The following is an 18,589-nucleotide window of genomic DNA, read 5'->3' as shown; positions in this document are numbered from 1 at the left end:
CGGTCAAAGGCTCCAATGTCTGGCAGAATTATACGCACCTGAGCCCGTAATGCCTTGCCCATCCATGTCCGCTTGTACGCCTGACCTCGCCCAACTGGCCCAATCCATCAAGATTTGGGGCCAAGAACTCGGTTTTGCCCACGTTGGCATCGCCGGGGTCGACCTTGGCGAACACGAACACCACCTGCAACGCTGGCTTGATGCCGGCTACCAGGGCGAGATGGAGTACCTGGGCGCCCACGGCAGCAAGCGCGCGCACCCGGAGCAACTGATCCCCGGCACCGTGCGCGTGGTATCGCTGCGCATGGACTACCTGCCCGGCGACACGCAGATGGCGCAGCGCCTGGCGCAGCCGGAAAAGGCCTACGTTTCGCGCTACGCGCTGGGGCGGGATTACCACAAGCTGGTGCGCAAGCGCGTGCAATTCCTGGCCGACCGTATTCAGGAGGCCATCGGCCCGTTCGGCTACCGCGCCTTCGTCGACAGCGCCCCCGTGCTGGAAAAGGCCCTGGCCGAGCAGGCCGGGCTGGGTTGGATCGGCAAGAACACGCTGTTGCTCAACCGCAAGGCAGGCAGCTACTTCTTCCTCGCCGAACTGTTCGTCGACCTGCCGCTGCCGGTGGACGAAGCCACTAGCAGCGAGCATTGCGGGCGCTGCCAGGCGTGCCTGGACATCTGCCCGACCCAGGCCTTCGTCGGGCCCTATGTGCTGGATGCGCGCCGTTGCATCTCGTACCTGACCATCGAACTGAGGGGGCCGATCCCCGTCGAGCTGCGCGCCAAGATGGGTAACCGGGTGTTCGGTTGCGATGATTGCCAGATCGTCTGCCCGTGGAACCGCTTTGCCAGGCCCAGCCAGGAACAGGACTTCCAGCCACGTCATGGCCTGGAAAATGCCGAGCTGGCCGAGATGTTCCTGTGGGATGAAAGGACCTTCCTGCGCAAGACCGAGGGCGGGCCGTTGCGCCGGGCCGGGTATGAGCGCTGGTTGCGCAACCTCGCGGTAGGGCTGGGCAATGCACCATCGACGATTCCGGTGATCGAGGCGCTGAAGGCGCGGCGCGAGGATGCCTCGGCACTGGTGCGCGAACACGTGGAGTGGGCGCTGGCGCAGCACGGCGTTGGATAGCGGGACCGCTTCAGCTCACTGCTGGTCGTTGTAGTGGAACTTGGGCATTTCCCAGTGGAAACGGATCGCCAGCAGGCGCAACAGGAAACCGCCGAACAACGTCAGTAGCATCGCCTGCTCCGCCGGCACCTTGAAGTACACGCAGCCCAGGTAGAACCAGGCCGCCGCAAACGAGACGCTGGCGTACAACTCGCGACGGAACACCAAGGGAATGTCGTTGCAAAAGATATCCCGCAGGATCCCGCCAAATACCCCGGTAATCACTCCGCTCAGGGATGCCACCAGCATGCCCTGGCCCATCTCCAGCGCAGTCATGCAGCCAATCAGGGTAAAGGCCACCAGCCCCAGGGCATCGAGCACCAGGAACAGCGAGCGCAGGCGGCGCATCATCGGCGCGATGAAAATGGTCAACAACGCTGCACAACTGGTCAGTACCAGATACTCCGGATGCTTTACCCAGGTCAGCGGGTAGTGCCCGAGCAGCACGTCACGCACCGAACCGCCACCCAGGGCAGTGACACAGGCAATCAGCACCACGCCGAACCAGTCCATGCCGCGACGGCCGGCAGACAGCGCGCCAGTCATGGCTTCGGCAGTGATGGCAATCAGGTAAAGCATCAACAACATGGCGCGGGGTCCGTGCGGGCAGGCGAGAAAGGCGCGCAGTCTAACCAGTTGCACATGGCACCAAAAGGGGGCGCAGAGAGAATATCTGCGCCTTTTCGGCTCACAGCTTGATGAAGTGCTCGCGGTAGTGGCGCAGCTCGGCGATCGACTCGCGGATGTCGTCCAGCGCCAGGTGGGTGTTGCCTTTCTTGAAGCTGTCACGCACCGATGGCGCCCAGCGTGCAGCGAGCTCCTTCAAGGTCGAGACATCCAGGTTGCGGTAGTGGAAGTAGTTTTCCAGGTTGCGCATGTGGCGATAGAGAAAGCGGCGGTCCTGGCAGATGCTGTTGCCGCAGATCGGCGACTTGCCTTTTGGCACCCACTGTTCGAGGAAGGCGATGGTCTGCGCCTCGGCTTCAGCCATGCCAACCTTGCTCTCGCGCACGCGCTGGGTCAGGCCCGACGCACCATGGGTGCGGGTGTTCCACTCATCCATGCGTGCCAACACTTCATCACTGTGGTGGATGGCAATCACCGGCCCTTCGGCCAGGGTGTTCAGCTCGCTGTCGGTAACGATGGTGGCCATCTCGATGATGACGTCGCTGTCCGGATCCAGGCCGGTCATTTCCAGGTCGATCCAGATCAGGTTCTGTGGGTTTTGCATGCAGGGGCTCCTCGTATAGGCGTTCATAGTAGCGTAGTGGCCAGGGCACGCCCATTCACGGCACGAAGGCCAGCGAAATGATCCGCTGCCTGGCGTGCTAAACTGCCTGCCGTTTTCAACCGCCCCACCACGCACGGAACCTTCATGGCCAAACGCCAGCTCAACCGCCGCCAGAACTGGCGCATCGAAAAAATCCAGAACGAGCGCGCCGCGCGTGCGGCCAAACGCGAGCAACACGTGCTGCAGGAACTGGAGGGTGGCGACCTGGGGCCAGAGCAGTTGGGCCTGGTGATCGCCCACTTCGGTGTGCAGGTAGAAGTGGAGGCCCAGGACGGCGAAACCGCAGGCCAGGTGTTCCGCTGCCACTTGCGCGCCAACCTGCCGGCCCTGGTCACCGGCGACCGGGTGGTCTGGCGCGCGGGCAACCAGGGCATCGGCGTGATCGTCGCGCAGATGCCGCGCAGCACCGAGCTGTGCCGGCCGAACAACCATGGCCAGCTGAAGCCGGTGGCGGCCAACGTCGACCTGATCGTGATCGTCTTCGCCCCGGCCCCCGAACCGCACCCCAACCTGATCGACCGTTACCTGGTCGCAGCCGAGCATGCCGGCATTCGCCCGCTGCTGCTGCTGAACAAGGCCGACCTGATCGATGACCAGAACGGCCCGGGCCTGCATGCGCTACTTGAGGTCTACCGCGAGCTGGGCTACCCGCTGCTGGAAGTATCGGCGCACCACGGTGACGGCATGCAACGTCTGCAGCAGATGCTCGACGGCCACATCAGCGTGTTCGTTGGTCAGTCGGGGGTGGGCAAATCGTCGCTGGTGAACAGCCTGCTGCCGGACGCCGGCACTCGCGTCGGCGACTTGTCGGAATGGTCTGGCCAGGGCACCCACACCACCACCACTGCGCGGCTGTACCACTTCCCAAATGGCGGTGACCTGATCGACTCGCCGGGCATCCGCGAATTTGGCCTTGGCCACGTCAGCCGCAGCGATGTGGAAGATGGCTTCATCGAGTTCCGCGACCTGTTCGGCACCTGCCGCTTCCGTGATTGCAAGCATGACCGTGAACCCGGCTGTGCGCTGCTCAAGGCGCTGGACGAGGGGCGTATCAAACCGCAACGGATGAACAGCTACCGCTCGATCATCGCCAGCCTGCCGGAAGACGCTTACTGAAGTACACGGCTGCAGGCGCGGCCTTGTGTCGCGAAAGGGCCGCAATGCGGCCCCGGCGAAAATAGCATCAATGCTGATAGCTGGGGCCGTTGCGCGCCCCTTCGCGACGCAAGGTCGCTCCTACAAGGGGACGCGCAGGCGTGGGGGCTTACTGCTCCTTGGACTCATCCATCTTCAGGGTGCCTTCCTCGAAGATGTTCAGCTTCTGGCGCAGCTCACGTGGCTGCATCGGGGCCTGTTCGGTCGCATCTGATGCAGCCGGGGTCGCCGGTGCAGCCGGAGTGGCCGGTGCGGCAGCCGGTTTCTCCGGGGTGCCTTGTTCACCTTCAATGTTACGCTGGGCCTTCTTGGTCAGCACGATGATGTCGATGCGGCGGTTGACCGGGTTGAACGGGTTGTTGCGGTCGAACAGCGACGACGAGGCATAACCCACCACCCGCGCCACCTGGCCATCCGGATAGCCACCAGCCACCAGCGCACGACGCGCGGCGTTGGCCCGGTTGGCCGACAGCTCCCAGTTGCCGAACTCACCACTGCCCGCATAAGGCTTGGCATCGGTGTGGCCACTGATGCTGATCTTGTTCGGCACCGCCTTGATGGTGTCGGCCATGGCCAGCAGGATGTCTTCGAAGTAAGGCTGCAGGCGCGCACTGCCGATGTCGAACATTGGCCGGTTCTCGGCATCCATGATCTGGATGCGCAAGCCGTCCTGGGTGATCTCGAACAGGATCTGATCCTTGAACTTCTGCAGTTGCGGGTTTTCCTCAACCTTGTTCTGCAGCTCTTGCAGCAACAGCTCCAGACGCTCGCGCTCGACCTGTTCGGCCATGGTCTCCACCTGATCCTTGTCCAGCTGGATGCTGGTATCAGGCGTCGGCTCCGATTTGGCCTCCGGGTTGATGGTCTTTTCCGGGGCCAGCTGCGGTGAGCCACCCAGGTCGATGATGTACGGCGTACCGCTTTCCGAAAAGCCGATCGGATCCTTGAAGTAGCCGGCAATGGCGATCTTCTGCTCCGGCGTGGCCGTGGACAACAACCACAGCACCAGGAAGAACGCCATCATCGCCGTGGCGAAGTCGGCGAAGGCGATTTTCCAGGCGCCGCCGTGATGGCCGCCGCCATAGCGCTTGACGCGCTTGACGATGATGGGCTGATTGTTCTCCATGACTCAGCGACCGCGAACCGCTTGTTCCAGTTCGGCAAAGCTTGGGCGGTGCTTGGGGTACAGCACCTTGCGCCCGAATTCCACCGCCAGCGAAGGCGGCATGCCCGAGGCCGAGGCCACCAGCGAAGCCTTGATCGATTCGTAGAGGTTCAGTTCTTCCTTGGCATCGTGCTCCAGGCACTTGGCCAACGGCCCAAAGAAGCCGTAGGCGGCCAGAATACCGAAGAAGGTGCCTACCAGCGCCGCACCCACATGGAGGCCGATGGAGGCCTGGTCACCATCGCCGAGCGAGGCCATGGTCACCACGATACCCAGTACCGCCGCAACGATACCAAACCCTGGCATGCCGTCGGCGATGCCGGTTACCGCGTGGGACGGGTGCTCCAGCTCTTCCTTCATGCTCAACAGTTCCATGTCGAACAGGCCTTCGAGCTCGTGCGGCGCCATGTTGCCGGTGGACATGATGCGCAGGTAGTCGCAGACGAACGCGGTCATGCGCTCGTCGGCCAGCACAGTCGGGTACTTGGCAAAGATCGGGCTGGCTGCGGCGTCCTCGATATCGGCCTCGATGGCCATCATGCCTTCGCGACGGCTCTTGTTGAGGATCTCGTACACCAGGCCCAGTACTTCCAGGTAGAAAGCATGGCTGAAGCGCGAGCCGAACATCTTCATCGACTTCTTGATGACGTGCATGGTCATGTAGCCAGGGTTGGCCTGCAGGAACGCACCAAAGGCCGCACCGCCGATGATCAGTACTTCGAACGGCTGGATCAGCGCCGCGATCTTGCCGTGGGAGAGCACGTATCCGCCGAGCACGCTCGCGAATACGACGATGATGCCGATAATTTTAGCCATAGGTTCAAAGCACTTGCTGTCGTGGTCAGGGGAAGAGACGGGAGCCTGAAAACTCTTCTTCTACTTATCGGCAGAACTGCGCCAGACTATAGCCACTCATTGCGAAAAGCCAGTTCGGACTGATGTCAAAATGACAATTGAAACCAAGGTGCCCGCTCAGGCCCCACGTACACTAGAGGCCTGGGTAAAGCTGCTCGAGAGTGTTCGCATCCCGGTGCCGAAGCACAGCTACGACCGGGTCATGGCCGCGATCCACGATAGCCGCCGCTCGCTGCGCGATATCGCCGAACTGATGCAGGATAGCCCGGCGCTGGTGCTGTCGGTGATGCGCGAAGCCAATCACCCCACCAATGCCAGCCTGGCCGAGCCGGCCGAGAGCTTGGAGGTCGCCCTCAACCGGCTGGGCCTGGAGCGCAGCGAACAACTGCTCAAGCGTCTGCCTGCGCTGCCTGCCGAAGAGATCCCGCCGGTACTGTGCCAATTCCAGCTGATCAGCCAGCACGCCTCGCAGCAGGCCAGCGGCCTGTTCGCCAGCCGCCTGGCACGCCTGTGGCAGGAAATTCACTGGGGCAGCCTACTGTTCCTGGCACCACTGTGGCCGCTGGCGCTGGCCTACCCCAAGCTGCTCGACACCTGGGAATTGCGGGTTATCCACAAGGGTGAAGACGCCGCCCATGTCGAGGAGCAGCTGTTTGGCGTGCGCATCATGACGCTGTGCCAGACCATGGCAGAGTACTGGCGCCTGCCACAGTGGGTGACCCAGGGTTATCGCCTGCTGCTGGAAGAGCGCGAACAACTGGCCCAGGTGCTCAACATCGCCCGCGATCCGGACCTGCTCAGCCAGCAACATCGCCTGGATGCCGAGCCCGGCCTGCGTCGCTGGTTCAACCAACCGGCCAATACCGTGCTTTTGGCCAACAACCTGGCCCTGGCAGCACAGGTGGGCTGGGACAACCCGCACCTGCTGCGCTGGCAGCTGTTGACCGCGCTGTACCTGCAGACTTCGCTGGAAGACGTACAGCAGCAGGTGCACCAGCAGGCAGCGGCCAGTGCCCGCCGCCATGCCCAGCACGCCCTGTTCCACCCGGCCGAAGCGCTGATCTGGCCTTGGCACCAGCGCCGCCCGCATCCGGACATGCTGGCACCGCCACCGCCCAGCAACGACGAACTGGCGCGCTGGCGCAAGCTGTGTCAGCACCTGCTGGCCCAACCCAGCCCGTTCACCAACAGCGTGCACCTGGCCACCCAGGCCCTCGAAGCCCTGTTGGCCTGCGGCATGCAGCGCGTCCTGCTGTTGAGCCTGGACAAGGCCAACGATCAACTGCGCGTGCAGCAGTTCGCCGGGTTGCCCAAGGAGGCCGGGGCCCTCACCCTGCAGGTGTCGCAAAACAAACTGCTGCAAAAGCTGCTGGCCCAGGCCGGCCAACTGCGCATCACCCCGGAAAACCATAGCCAGTTCTCGGCGCTGCTGCCGGCCCCGCTGCGGGCCTTGTTCAGCAGCGAGCACGTGCTGCTGCGCTCGCTGGCGGTGAACGACCAGGTGTTGATGCTGATGGTGGCCGACCAAGGTAGCCGACCGCTGGCCGAGGTCAGCGTGCAGGCTTTCGCCAAGACCGCACAATGCACCGAGCGGGCGCTGTCGGTGTTTGCCAACCGCAAGGCCTGAGCCTTGCGCTACAATCGCCCCTCTTTGCAACTGGAGACCGTGGATGACTGACTTTTCCGGCCTGCCCCTGGTAATAGAAGCTGCAGACTTGCTGCCACGCCTCGGTTCGCCACAGCTGATCCTGGTCGACTTGAGCAGTAGCAACCGCTATACCAGCGGGCACATCCCCGGTGCACGCTTCGTCGAAGGCAAGCGCACCCAGCTTGGCCAACCGCCTGCGCCCGGCCTGCTGCCGGCCCAGGCCGATCTGGAGAAGCTGTTCAGTGAACTCGGCCACCGCGACGATGCGGTGTATGTGGTTTACGACGATGAAGGTGGCGGCTGGGCCGGGCGCTTCATCTGGCTGCTCGATGTGATCGGCCACAAGCACTACCACTACCTGAACGGCGGCATCCAGGCGTGGCCGGCCGACAAGCTCTCCACCGAAGTGCCCGCCAGCGGTAATACCCCCGTGCAGCTGCGCATCGACACGGCGCCCACAGCCACCCGCGAATACCTGCAAAGCCGCCTGGGCGCGGAAGACCTGGTCATCTGGGATGCCCGGGGCCCGCAGGAATTCCGCGGCGAGAAAGTGCTGGCAGCCAGGGGCGGCCACATTCCCGGTGCAATCAACTTCGAGTGGACGGCCGGCATGGACCTCAACGACCACCTGCGCATCCGCCCGGACATCGCCGAAGTCCTGCAGAAACTGGGTATCACCCCTGACAAGGAAGTGATCACCCATTGCCAATCCCACCGCCGCTCCGGTTTCACCTACCTGGTGGCCAAGGCCCTCGGCTACCCACGCGTCAAGGCCTACGCCGGCTCGTGGAGCGAATGGGGCAACCACCCGGACACGCCTGTAGAAGTCTAAGGAACCTGCATGAAATCCCGTTTGTTCATCATCAGCCAGTACTTGCTGCCGCACCATCTGCTGTCGCGCCTGGCCGGCTGCATCGCCGAATGCCGTGTGCGCTGGTTCAAGAACGCCTTTACCGCCTGGTTCGCCAAGCGCTACCAGGTGAACATGGCCGAAGCTTTGGTCGAAGACCTGAGCGCCTACGAGCACTTCAATGCGTTTTTCACCCGCGCCCTGAAGCCTGGCGCGCGCCCACTGGACGAAACCCCGGGCGCCATCCTGTGCCCGGCCGACGGTGCCGTCAGCCAGCTGGGTCCGATCGAGCACGGCCGCATCTTCCAGGCCAAGGGCCACGGCTTCAGCGCCCAGGAACTGCTGGGCGGTGACCCGGCGATGGCCGCACCGTTCATGGGCGGCGAGTTCGCCACCATCTACCTGTCGCCGAAGGACTACCACCGCGTACACATGCCGCTGGCCGGTACCCTGCGCGAAATGGTCTATGTGCCGGGCCGCCTGTTCTCGGTCAACCAGACTACCGCCGAAAACGTCCCCGAGCTGTTCGCCCGCAACGAACGCGTGGTGTGCCTGTTCGATACCGAACGTGGGCCGATGGCCGTGGTACTGGTGGGTGCGATGATCGTCGCCTCGATCGAGACCGTGTGGGCCGGGCTGGTGACGCCGCCCAAGCGCGAATTGAAGACCTTCCGTTACGACGAAGCCAGCCGCGCACCGATCCACCTGGAAAAAGGGGCGGAGCTGGGCCGCTTCAAGCTGGGCTCGACTGCTATCGTGCTGTTCGGGCCAGAGCAGGTGAAATGGGCCGAGACGCTGGGTGCTGGCTCTGCGGTACGCATGGGGCAGCAGCTGGCGATGCCCGTGCAGGCTTGACTGCCTGATATATCGCTGGGGCCGCTTTGCGGCCCATCGCGACACAAGGCCGCTCCCACAGGAGGTATGCGATTACCTGTGGGAGCGGCCTTGTGTCGCGAAAAGGCTGCGAAGCAGCCGCGAATTTGCAGATCAGCCGCGCGCGTCGCGGTCACGCACACCCAGCAGGTACAAGACCCCATCCAGCCCCAGGGTGGAAATCGCCTGCTTGGCCGACTGGCGGACCAGCGGCTTGGCGCGGAACGCCACGCCCAGGCCAGCCAGTGACAGCATCGGCAGGTCGTTGGCACCATCGCCCACGGCAATGGTCTGCTCCAGCTCCAGGCCTTCTTCGCTGGCCAGCTTCTGCAGCAGCTCGGCCTTGCGCTGGGCATCAACGATGGGTTCCACGGCCACGCCGGTGACCTTGCCATCGACCACTTCCAGCTCGTTGGCGAACACGTAATCGATACCCAGGCGCGCCTGTACCTGGCGCGCAAAATAAGTGAAGCCACCGGACAGGATCGCGGTCTTGTAGCCCAGGCGCTTGAGCTCGGCGAACAAATTCTCGGCCCCCTCGGTCAGGCGCAGCGAAGCGCCGATTTCGTCCAACACCCCGACATCCAGCCCTTTGAGCAGCGCCATGCGCTCCTTGAAGCTGGCGCGGAAGTCCAGCTCGCCGCGCATGGCGCGCTCGGTGATTGCCGCCACCTGTTCGCCCACACCGGCGGCCTTGGCCAGTTCATCGATGACTTCGGCTTCGATCAGCGTCGAGTCCATGTCGAACACCGCCAGGCGACGGTTGCGGCGGAACAGGTCGTCCTTCTGAAAAGCGATATCAATGCTCAGTTCCTCGGCCAGTGCGAAGAAATCGGCACGCAGGGCCTGGCCATCGCTCGGCACACCACGCACGGAGATCTCGATGGCCGCCTTGCCTTTGCCGGTCTGGGCATCCAGCGCGACACGGGCCGACAGGCGCTCGATACGCTCGATGGTCAGGCCATACTGGCTGATTACCGCACTCACCCGCTGCAGTTGCTCGGGGGTGATCTTGCGGCTGAGCAGGGTGACGATGTGGCGCGCCTCGCCCTGGCCGTCGGCCCAGTGCTGGTAGTCGGCCTCGGAAATCGGCGTGTAGCGGGCCTGCAGGTTCAGCTCGTGGGCCTTGGCCTGCACGCTTTGCAGCAAGGCAGTCGCCACTTCGTTGTCCGGAATGTCGACCAGGATGCCGAACGACAGGGTGCCGTGCATGACGGCCAGGCCAATGTCGAGGATACTCACACCGCCCTGCAGCAGGACGCCGGTGATGGCCGCAGTGAGACCGGGACGGTCCTCACCGGTGATGTTTATCAGGACGATTTCGCGCACAACCTGGCTCCGACTTCGATGAAAAATGCGCATTCTACCGATTTTCCGTGACCATCGGGCGCCGACGATACTTTGCCGACAAAACCCGGCTCGCTATACTCCCCACACTTTCATGCCATTAAGAGCCGAGCTCAGTGAACCGGCCCACGCCCGTCAAACCAGACAACTTCTTCCTGATGATCTATCGCGCCCTGAGTCAACGTCGCGTGCCGCTGGCACTGCGCATCGCCTGCACCAACATTTTCCTGGTGGCGCTGGCGCTGGTGATCTACGCCTGCGTGATGGGCCTGCAATTCAAGCAGGCCATGCACGAGCAGGCTGATGCCCTGGGCCAGAGCCTGACCACCCAGACCGCCACCTCGGCGACCGAACTGCTGGTGGCCAACGATATCCTCAGCCTCAACGTGCTGCTGGGTAACCTGGTGAAGAACCCGCTGGTAGCCCATGCCGCCATCTATAGCGTGGACAACCGCATTCTCGCCGAAGCCGGCCAGCGCCCGCGCAACAGCCTGCTGGGTGAGGCCGAAGGCCTGTACCAGACCAAGATCACCTTCCAGGACGTGACTGCCGGGCAACTGCGCATCAGTCTGGACATGAGCCAGTTCCAGCAGCCGATGCTGATCAGCTTGCAGAGCATGGGCATCCTCGCCGGCATTCTGCTGGTGCTGGCCCTGACCCTGAGCCTGCGCCAGGGCCGCTTCATCACCTTGCCGCTGCTGCAATTGCGGGTCTGGCTGCGCGACCCGCAGCCCTATACGCCGGCTACCGACCGTCAGGACGAGATCGGCGATATCGCCCGCCAGCTGCATGCACGCCTGGCGCCACCACCACCACCGGAGCCGGAGCTGGAGGAAGAGGACGACGAGCATTTCCACGACGTGCAGGACGCCCCTCTCGCCGCGAAAGCCGCACCACGCGTGCAGGTTGCCGTCCAGGCCGATGAAGATGACGACGAGGCCTTTGCCGGCCTGCTGGACGACGACAACACCCCCAAGGCTACCGTAGTCGAGTCCGACGAGCCGCAGTTCACCGCCGTGCTTGCCGTACAGCTGGGTTCCCAGGAACAGCTGCGTCGCCTGCCGCGCACGCGCCTGACCGAGCTGACCGAGCGCTACCGCGACTGCCTGGAGCACGCGGCCTCGCTCTACGACGGCGAAACCCACACCCTCAACGACGGTAGCACCCTGGTGCTGTTCCACAGCCGCGACTGCGGCGAGGACTACCTGACCAACGCCATCTGCTGCGGCGAGCTGCTGCGTGCCCTGGGCCATGCCCTGCAGATCGAAGTGGCGGACAGCGGCATCACCTTGCAGCTGCAATTGGGCCTGGCCTTGGGTAACGACCTGCAAGGCCTGGAGCTGGTAGACCTGTTGATGACCGAGAAGGCCCAGGACGCGCTGGCGCTGTCGCAACACAGCCGCAACCTGTTGCTGGTGGAGCGGCAGATCAGCGACGACACGCTGATTCGCCAGCGCGCCCGCATTCGCCCGATTGCCAGCCCGGAAGGCGCCTGTTGCGTGGAGCGGTTGATGGAGCCCTACCCATCGATGCTGGAACGGCAGTTGGCGCGGATGCACGAGCGTAGGGCCTGATGATGTAGGAGCGGCACCGACCTTGCAGCCACAAAAAAGCCCGCAACAATGCGGGCTTTTTTGTGGCTGGCGGTTCGATCAGAACCGATAGACTTCCATATCGGTACGAATCGGCGCAGCCATCGGGATCTTGGATTTCTCCGGAGCCTTTTTCACCTGTACCGGCGCAGCTGGCTTCTTGGGCGTTTCTTCGGCAAACGCAGGCTGGTTGGCCAGCGGTTTCACTGCGGTGCTCAGCTGTTCGGCCAGCTTCTGCAGCAATTGACCCTGGGCCTGCACCTGCGATGCCTCGCTGCCCTCGTGCTGTTGCTCAAGGTGAACAATGCGGTTGTCGCGCACATGGCCACGGCGGTCCAGCAGGCGCCACTGGGCATCCAGGATGGCCGGCTGGTCCTTGCCCGAGTCCAGGCGAGTGATCGATAGCAGCACTTGTACATCCGGGGTGAAGCCGGCAGTCGCCGGCGCCAGCACCACGCGCTGGCTGTCCAGGCGCCAGGCAAGCTGGCGCACCAGCAGCTGGTCGATATCCGCCGAAAGGCTACCAGCCCAACGACCGTCGGTCGCCGAGCTCAGGCTGCCGTCGGCCTGACGCTGCAGGAATGTCTCGCGTTGCAGGTAATCGGCTACCGATACCGGACCGAGTACCACGGCCATGCCTGCACTCTGCGAAGGCTGGCCAGGATCACCACTGTCGAGCTGGTACAGGGCAACCGGCTGGTGCATGGTGCACCCGCCAAGGCCCAGCAGGCCAGTCATCAACAGCGCAAATGGAAGGCGCAGAAGTTTCATCATCCCATCCAGGCGGTCGCCAACAGGCCAACCGCAGTGATACACGTAGATTCAAACGGGCACACGGCCACGCCGGCACCGCAAGGGCCATATCATCCGCGAAATAACCGTCCGACTCCAGCATTTCTGCCCGGAACGGCGCTGAAATTGCCGTTCCAGACATTTCAACCGGTCAAGCCGGCACTTCCACCTGCAATCCGTCGACTCGCTGGAACCCGCGCGGCAGCTTGCTGCCACGCCGTCCACGCTCGCCCTTGTAATGCTCCAGATCGTCCGCTTTCAGGGATAGGGTACGCTTGCCGGCTTGCAATACAAGTGTCGCACCCTCGCCAATCACGGCAATATCGGTAACAAACTCTTCACGGCTGGCCACCCGATCACCGGGTATACCGATGATCTTGTTGCCCTTGCCTTTACCCAGCTGAGGTAGATCGCTGACCTTGAATACCAGCAGACGGCCTTCGGTGGTCACCGCCGCCAGCCAATCCTGTTCGCGGTTGGCCACCAGGCGTGGGGTCATGACCTTGGCGCCGTTGGGCAGGCTGAGCAAACCCTTGCCGGCCTTGTTCTTGGCTTGCAGGTCCTCACCCTTGACCACGAAGCCGTAGCCGGCATCCGAAGCTACCACGTACAGCGCCTCGTCATCAGGCAGCAGCACGCATTCAAACGTGGCCCCCGGTGGTGGCGTCAGGCGCCCGGTCAGCGGCTCACCCTGGCCACGCGCCGACGGCAGGCTGTGGGCGGCCAGCGAATAGCTGCGGCCAGTGGAGTCGATCAGCACGGCGAACTGGTTGGAGCGCCCGATGGCTGCTGCCTTGAAGCCATCGCCCGCCTTGTACGACAGGCCGGTGGCGTCGATGTCGTGGCCCTTGGCGCAGCGAACCCAGCCCTTTTCCGACAGCACCACGGTGACCGGCTCGGTCGGCATCAGCTCGTTTTCCGACAGGGCCTTGGCTTCGGCGCGCTCGACGATCGGCGAGCGGCGGTCGTCGCCATAGGTTTCGGCATCCTTGATCAACTCGCTGCGGACCAGCTTGCGCAGCTTGGCGTCGCTACCCAGCAGCGCCAGCAGTTTGGCCTGCTCCTTCAGCAGTTCTTCCTGCTCGCCACGGATCTTCATCTCTTCCAGACGCGCCAGCTGCCGCAGGCGAGTCTCGAGGATGTAGTCAGCCTGGACCTCGGTCAGGCCGAAACGGGCGATCAGCGCCTGCCTGGGCTGGTCCTCGGTACGGATGATGTGGATTACCTCGTCCAGGTTAAGGAACGCGGTCAGCAAACCTTGCAACAGGTGCAGGCGCTTCTCCACCTTGTCCAGACGGTGCTGCAGACGCCGACGAACGGTAGCGGTGCGGAACTCCAGCCACTCCAGCAGCAACGCACGCAGGTTCTTCAGTTGTGGCCGGCCGTCCAGGCCGATGATGTTGACGTTGACCCGGTAGGTACTCTCCAGGTCGGTGGTGGCGAACAGGTGCTGCATCAGTTCGTCGACGTCGACGCGGTTGGAGCGCGGGATGATGACGATGCGGCACGGGTTCTCATGGTCCGACTCGTCGCGCAGGTCGGCGACCATCGGCAGCTTCTTGGCCTGCATCTGCGCAGCGATCTGCTCAAGCACCTTGGCCCCGGAAACCTGGTGCGGCAGCGCGGTGACGACAATATCGCCGTCTTCCACCCGGTACACCGCACGCATGCGGATCGAGCCGCGGCCGCTTTCGTACATCTTGAGGATTTCTGCCCGCGGCGTGACGATCTCGGCCTCGGTCGGGTAGTCCGGTCCCTGGATGTGCTCGCACAGCTGTTCGATGCTGGCCTTGGGCTCGTCAAGCAGGCGCACACAGGCCGTAGCCACTTCCCGCAGGTTGTGCGGCGGTACGTCGGTGGCCATGCCCACGGCAATACCAGTGGTGCCATTGAGCAGGATGTTCGGCAGGCGCGCCGGCAGCACGGCCGGCTCTTGCAAGGTACCGTCGAAATTCGGCACCCAGTCCACGGTGCCCTGGCCGACTTCGCTGAGCAGCACTTCGGCATAGCGCGACAGCCGCGCTTCGGTGTAGCGCATGGCGGCGAACGACTTCGGATCGTCCGGCGCACCCCAGTTGCCCTGGCCGTCGACCAGGGTGTAGCGGTAGCTGAACGGCTGCGCCATCAGCACCATGGCCTCGTAGCAGGCCGAGTCGCCGTGGGGGTGGAACTTGCCGAGCACGTCACCGACAGTACGCGCCGATTTCTTGTGCTTGGCGTCGGCATCGAGCCCCAACTCGCTCATGGCGTAGACGATGCGTCGTTGCACCGGCTTCAGGCCATCGCCGATGTGCGGCAGGGCGCGGTCCATGATCACGTACATGGAATAGTTGAGGTAGGCCTGTTCGGTGAAGTCAGCCAGCGAGCGGCGTTCGACGCCGTCCAGGCTGAGTTCCAGTGAGTCGCTCATGCGGGCCTCGTCATTTCAGGTTCTGGCGCAGCAGCATGGTGCCGCCGCGCTGGGTAAATTCAAGTTGTTTCAGGGCACTCATGCCCAGCAATACGGTTTGTCCGTCCAGGCCCGGCACCACAATGGCGCGCACGTCCTGCAGGCGGATGTCACCCAGCTGCAGGCTGGCCAGGCGCGTCCGGTAGCCTTCGGTGCGGCCGTTGGCGGTACTGAGCTGCACCGGGCTACCACGTTCCAGGCCCAGCTCGCGGCCGAGCGCCTCGGGGATAGCCACATCGGTGGCGCCGGTGTCGAGCATGAAGTGCACGACCTGGCCGTTGATCGCGCCATCCATCACGAAGTGGCCCTGGCCATTACCCAGCAGGCGCACTTCGATAAAGCCTTCGCCATGCGACGACTGCACCTGGGCATTGGGGTTGCGCTGACGGTCCTCCCATTGACCGAAGAAGCGCGTGGCAAGGAACAGCGCCGCCGCCCAGGCGACGAACATCAGTACCTTGCCAGCCCGCCTGCCCGCTGCCTGGCTCATGGCTTGGCGCTCCAGCCGCCTTGCGGCGCGTCGAAACGCCAGACGATCGGCCGTGTCTCGCCATCGGCACGCGCGCCGTTGTTGTTATCCACGCCGATCCAGGCGCCCTCGGCGTCGATCACCAGGGCCTCGGCCAGACCATACGGCTGCTGATAGCGGCGCGACTCGGTCAAGGCGTCGGCAGCGAACGACCAGCAGCGTTCGACCGCACCGCTGTCGGCATCACGCCGGCAAACCCGGTAGGCGTTGCGCTCGAGGGTGAACAGCTTGCCCTCGAACCAGGCCAGGTCGGCAAAGTCGCGCGACAGGGCCCGGGCATCGGGCATTTGCGCCGGTTGCATCTCGACCCCGGCTTCGCTGAGCAGGACACAGCTGCGGCCACAGGACCACACCGACTGCTGGCGCTCGATCGCCACCAGCCCACGGCGCTCGCGCTCGGCAGCCAGCCACAGGCGGTCGCCCGCCGGGTTGATGGCCAGGCCTTCGAACAAGGCATTGAAGTTCAGCAGCATGCCGCTGGCCCGGGCCTGGCGCACCATGGCCGGGTCGATCCTCAACCAGCCCGCCTGGCCATCCGGTGGCAGTTGCAGTACGCCGGCATTAGCCTCGCTGACCAGGTACAGGTTGCCGGCCTGGTCGCAGGTGATGCCTTCCCAGTCCAGTTCGCCCCCGCGGATATACGACGCCGCCCAGTTGCGCGACTTCAGGCCCCACGGCAGGCCGCTATCCGGCGCTGGCGGCGGGGTGAAGATGAGCGGCTGCGCGCGCCAGGCCGGGTCCTGCCGCTCGAAGCGGTAGATGCGGTCGTCGTCGCGGTCGGACACGCCCCATAACCCGCCCCGGCATTCCACCAGGCCAGACAGGTTGCCCCCGCGCATGCCGTCGATGGGGTATTCGGCCCTCAGCTTCAGCTCTGGCCAGTCGCCCGCCAGGCTTGGCAGGGCAACCAGCATCAGGCAGGCAGCCAGAAGCCGCCGAATCAAACCATGACCTCGGCCAGGTTGCCCTTGGTTTCCAGCCAGCTCTTGCGATCGCCCGCGCGCTTCTTGGCCAGCAGCTTGTCCATCAGCTCGCAGGTGGCCTGCACATCGTCCAGGGTCAGTTGCACCAGGCGCCGGGTATTCGGGTCCATGGTGGTTTCACGCAGCTGGGGCGGGTTCATCTCGCCCAGGCCCTTGAAGCGGGTGACCTGCGGCTTGCCGCGCTTCTTCTCGGCCACCAGGCGGTCGAGGATGCCATCGCGCTCGGCTTCGTCGAGGGCGTAGTAGATTTCCTTGCCCAGGTCGATGCGGTACAGCGGCGGCATGGCCACGTACACATGCCCGGCCTCGACCAGGGCGCGAAAATGCTGGACGAACAGCGCGCAGAGCAGCGTGGCGATATGCAGGCCGTCGGAGTCGGCGTCGGCGAGAATGCAGATCTTGCCGTAGCGCAGTTGTGCCAGGTCGCTGGCCCCTGGGTCAACGCCGATGGCCACTGCGATGTTATGCACTTCCTGGCTGGCCAGCACTTCACCGCCGTCGACTTCCCAGGTGTTGAGGATCTTGCCGCGCAGCGGCAGGATCGCCTGGAACTCCTTGTCGCGCGCCTGCTTGGCCGAACCACCGGCCGAGTCACCTTCGACCAGGAACAGCTCGGCGCGCATCGGGTCCTGACCGGCGCAGTCGGCCAGCTTGCCGGGTAGCGCCGGGCCTTGGGTGATGCGCTTGCGCTCGACCTTCTTGCTGGCCTTGAGGCGGCGCCCGGCGTTGCTGATTGCCAGCTCCGCCAGTTGCATGCCCAGTTCGGGATGGGCGTTCAGCCACAGGCTGAAGGCATCCTTGACCACGCCGGACACGAACGCCGCCGCCTCGCGCGAGGACAGGCGCTCTTTGGTCTGCCCGGAGAACTGCGGGTCCTGCATCTTCATCGACAGCACGAAGGTGATGCGTTCCCAGACGTCTTCCGGCGCCAGCTTCACACCGCGCGGCAGCAGGTTGCGAAATTCGCAGAACTCGCGCATGGCATCCAGCAGGCCCTGGCGCAGGCCGTTGACGTGGGTGCCGCCCTGGGCGGTGGGGATCAGGTTGACGTAGCTTTCCTGGATGCTGTCACCGCCTTCGGGCAGCCACAGCAAGGCCCAGTCGACGGCTTCCTTGTTACCGGCCAGGCTGCCGCAGAACGGCTCGTCGGGCAGGCGCTGGAATTCGTTGACCGAGTCGACCAGGTAGGAACGCAGGCCATCCTCATAGTGCCACTCGACCTTTTCGCCGCTGGCCTTGTCCTCGAAACTGACCAGCAGGCCCGGGCACAGCACGGCCTTGGCCTTGAGCACGTGCTTGAGGCGGCTGATGGAGAACTTCGGCGAATCGAAGTACTTGGGGTCGGGGCTGAAGTACACGCTGGTGCCGGTATTGCGCTTGCCGACCGAGCCGATCACTTCCAGCTCGCTGGCCTTGAAACCGTCGGCGAAGGTCATCTGGTATTCGTTACCGTCACGTTTGACGCGCACACGCACCTGGGTCGACAGGGCATTGACCACCGAGATGCCCACCCCGTGCAGACCACCGGAAAACTGGTAGTTCTTGTTGGAGAACTTGCCGCCGGCGTGCAGCTTTGTGAGGATCAGCTCCACCCCGGACACGCCTTCTTCCGGGTGGATGTCCACAGGCATGCCACGGCCGTCATCGCTGACTTCCAGCGAGTGGTCGGCATGGAGGATGACCTGCACCGAACGGGCGTGCCCGGCCAAGGCTTCGTCGACACTGTTGTCGATGACTTCCTGGGCCAGGTGGTTGGGGCGGCTGGTGTCGGTGTACATGCCCGGCCGCTTGCGGACCGGGTCAAGGCCCGAGAGGACTTCGATGGCGTCTGCGTTATAGGCGCTAGCGCTGGGATTGGCCATGGGGTCTCGTCGTCAGTCTGGTGAATGCAA

16 protein-coding genes are annotated in these 18,589 nt (G+C 64.1%); 6 read left to right on the top strand and 10 right to left on the bottom strand.

Annotated elements, in window-relative coordinates; genetic code table 11:
• Positions 1-64 precede the first annotated feature (64 nt).
• The gene (gene queG / locus QSV36_RS18680) at positions 65-1,129 is read left to right on the top strand and encodes a tRNA epoxyqueuosine(34) reductase QueG (RefSeq protein WP_289134221.1); all 1,065 of its coding nucleotides are present in this window, start codon (positions 65-67) and stop codon (positions 1,127-1,129) included.
• 15 nt (positions 1,130-1,144) lie between these two features.
• On the opposite strand, the gene QSV36_RS18675 is transcribed toward queG, so the two are convergent.
• Both QSV36_RS18675 and orn read right to left on the bottom strand, forming a co-directional pair.
• The gene (locus QSV36_RS18675; protein WP_170033022.1) at positions 1,145-1,756 is read right to left on the bottom strand and encodes a trimeric intracellular cation channel family protein; all 612 of its coding nucleotides are present in this window, start codon (positions 1,754-1,756) and stop codon (positions 1,145-1,147) included.
• A gap of 100 nt (positions 1,757-1,856) precedes the next feature.
• Complete coding sequence (orn, locus tag QSV36_RS18670; protein WP_170033023.1) at positions 1,857-2,399, bottom strand: oligoribonuclease; 543 nt, start codon at positions 2,397-2,399, stop codon at positions 1,857-1,859.
• A 144-nt stretch (positions 2,400-2,543) separates the two neighbouring features.
• Between orn and rsgA the strand changes: the two genes are divergently transcribed.
• On the top strand, positions 2,544-3,575 hold the full coding sequence (rsgA, locus tag QSV36_RS18665) for a small ribosomal subunit biogenesis GTPase RsgA (protein ID WP_289133692.1): 1,032 nt from the start codon (positions 2,544-2,546) through the stop codon (positions 3,573-3,575).
• A 148-nt stretch (positions 3,576-3,723) separates the two neighbouring features.
• On the opposite strand, the gene motB is transcribed toward rsgA, so the two are convergent.
• Both motB and motA read right to left on the bottom strand, forming a co-directional pair.
• On the bottom strand, positions 3,724-4,740 hold the full coding sequence (gene motB / locus QSV36_RS18660) for a flagellar motor protein MotB (protein ID WP_289133691.1): 1,017 nt from the start codon (positions 4,738-4,740) through the stop codon (positions 3,724-3,726).
• Between the two features lie 3 nt (positions 4,741-4,743).
• Complete coding sequence (gene motA, locus QSV36_RS18655; protein WP_289133690.1) at positions 4,744-5,595, bottom strand: flagellar motor stator protein MotA; 852 nt, start codon at positions 5,593-5,595, stop codon at positions 4,744-4,746.
• A gap of 130 nt (positions 5,596-5,725) precedes the next feature.
• Between motA and QSV36_RS18650 the strand changes: the two genes are divergently transcribed.
• Genes QSV36_RS18650 through asd form a run of 3 tightly spaced genes read left to right on the top strand, consistent with a single transcriptional unit; the run spans position 5,726 to position 8,987 of the window.
• Positions 5,726-7,261, top strand: a complete 1,536-nt coding sequence (locus QSV36_RS18650) for an HDOD domain-containing protein (RefSeq protein ID WP_289133689.1) — start codon at positions 5,726-5,728, stop codon at positions 7,259-7,261.
• 43 nt (positions 7,262-7,304) lie between these two features.
• Positions 7,305-8,114, top strand: a complete 810-nt coding sequence (locus tag QSV36_RS18645; protein WP_289133688.1) for a rhodanese-like domain-containing protein — start codon at positions 7,305-7,307, stop codon at positions 8,112-8,114.
• 9 nt (positions 8,115-8,123) lie between these two features.
• Positions 8,124-8,987 carry an archaetidylserine decarboxylase gene (asd, locus tag QSV36_RS18640; protein ID WP_186672500.1) on the top strand — a complete coding sequence of 288 codons (864 nt, stop codon included), beginning with the start codon at positions 8,124-8,126 and terminating at the stop codon, positions 8,985-8,987.
• 132 nt (positions 8,988-9,119) lie between these two features.
• On the opposite strand, the gene serB is transcribed toward asd, so the two are convergent.
• Positions 9,120-10,334 (bottom strand): phosphoserine phosphatase SerB, encoded by a 1,215-nt coding sequence (gene serB, locus QSV36_RS18635; protein ID WP_186672498.1) that lies wholly within the window; start codon positions 10,332-10,334, stop codon positions 9,120-9,122.
• A 134-nt stretch (positions 10,335-10,468) separates the two neighbouring features.
• Here serB and QSV36_RS18630 point away from each other — a divergent pair, with 134 nt between their 5' ends.
• On the top strand, positions 10,469-11,926 hold the full coding sequence (locus tag QSV36_RS18630) for an AhpA/YtjB family protein (RefSeq protein ID WP_289133687.1): 1,458 nt from the start codon (positions 10,469-10,471) through the stop codon (positions 11,924-11,926).
• 78 nt (positions 11,927-12,004) lie between these two features.
• On the opposite strand, the gene QSV36_RS18625 is transcribed toward QSV36_RS18630, so the two are convergent.
• The 5 genes from QSV36_RS18625 to parE all read right to left on the bottom strand — a co-directional run bounded on the left by QSV36_RS18625 (position 12,005) and on the right by parE (position 18,559).
• A complete protein-coding gene (locus QSV36_RS18625; RefSeq protein ID WP_289133686.1) occupies positions 12,005-12,715 on the bottom strand; it encodes a PqiC family protein in 711 nt (236 codons plus the stop codon).
• Between the two features lie 172 nt (positions 12,716-12,887).
• Positions 12,888-15,146 carry a DNA topoisomerase IV subunit A gene (gene parC / locus QSV36_RS18620; RefSeq protein ID WP_289133685.1) on the bottom strand — a complete coding sequence of 753 codons (2,259 nt, stop codon included), beginning with the start codon at positions 15,144-15,146 and terminating at the stop codon, positions 12,888-12,890.
• 10 nt (positions 15,147-15,156) lie between these two features.
• Entirely contained in the window at positions 15,157-15,675 is a 519-nt protein-coding gene (locus QSV36_RS18615) for a retropepsin-like aspartic protease family protein (RefSeq protein WP_289133684.1), read from the bottom strand.
• The gene (locus QSV36_RS18610) at positions 15,672-16,658 is read right to left on the bottom strand and encodes an esterase-like activity of phytase family protein (RefSeq protein ID WP_289133683.1); all 987 of its coding nucleotides are present in this window, start codon (positions 16,656-16,658) and stop codon (positions 15,672-15,674) included. Before QSV36_RS18610 ends, QSV36_RS18615 begins: the two co-directional genes overlap by 4 nt.
• Positions 16,655-18,559, bottom strand: a complete 1,905-nt coding sequence (gene parE / locus QSV36_RS18605; protein ID WP_225779454.1) for a DNA topoisomerase IV subunit B — start codon at positions 18,557-18,559, stop codon at positions 16,655-16,657. The genes QSV36_RS18610 and parE overlap by 4 nt, the downstream gene beginning before the upstream one ends.
• Positions 18,560-18,589 lie beyond the last annotated feature (30 nt).

The organism is Pseudomonas sp. BCRC 81390, from assembly GCF_030341915.1.
GTDB lineage: Bacteria > Pseudomonadota > Gammaproteobacteria > Pseudomonadales > Pseudomonadaceae > Aquipseudomonas.
This window is presented reverse-complemented; position numbering and strand designations above follow the sequence as displayed.

Excerpts from the sequence above, each read along its gene's own strand:
- orn (WP_170033023.1), bottom strand. The coding sequence starts at position 2,399 with ATGCAAAACCCACAGAACCTGATCTGGATCGACCTGGAAATGACCGGC.
- rsgA (WP_289133692.1), top strand. The coding sequence starts at position 2,544 with ATGGCCAAACGCCAGCTCAACCGCCGCCAGAACTGGCGCATCGAAAAA.
- motA (WP_289133690.1), bottom strand. The coding sequence starts at position 5,595 with ATGGCTAAAATTATCGGCATCATCGTCGTATTCGCGAGCGTGCTCGGC.
- QSV36_RS18645 (WP_289133688.1), top strand. The coding sequence starts at position 7,305 with ATGACTGACTTTTCCGGCCTGCCCCTGGTAATAGAAGCTGCAGACTTG.
- QSV36_RS18615 (WP_289133684.1), bottom strand. The coding sequence starts at position 15,675 with ATGAGCCAGGCAGCGGGCAGGCGGGCTGGCAAGGTACTGATGTTCGTC.
- asd (WP_186672500.1), top strand. The coding sequence starts at position 8,124 with ATGAAATCCCGTTTGTTCATCATCAGCCAGTACTTGCTGCCGCACCAT.
- QSV36_RS18650 (WP_289133689.1), top strand. The coding sequence starts at position 5,726 with ATGACAATTGAAACCAAGGTGCCCGCTCAGGCCCCACGTACACTAGAG.
- motB (WP_289133691.1), bottom strand. The coding sequence starts at position 4,740 with ATGGAGAACAATCAGCCCATCATCGTCAAGCGCGTCAAGCGCTATGGC.
- parC (WP_289133685.1), bottom strand. The coding sequence starts at position 15,146 with ATGAGCGACTCACTGGAACTCAGCCTGGACGGCGTCGAACGCCGCTCG.
- QSV36_RS18675 (WP_170033022.1), bottom strand. The coding sequence starts at position 1,756 with ATGTTGTTGATGCTTTACCTGATTGCCATCACTGCCGAAGCCATGACT.
- queG (WP_289134221.1), top strand. The coding sequence starts at position 65 with ATGTCCGCTTGTACGCCTGACCTCGCCCAACTGGCCCAATCCATCAAG.
- QSV36_RS18625 (WP_289133686.1), bottom strand. The coding sequence starts at position 12,715 with ATGAAACTTCTGCGCCTTCCATTTGCGCTGTTGATGACTGGCCTGCTG.
- parE (WP_225779454.1), bottom strand. The coding sequence starts at position 18,559 with ATGGCCAATCCCAGCGCTAGCGCCTATAACGCAGACGCCATCGAAGTC.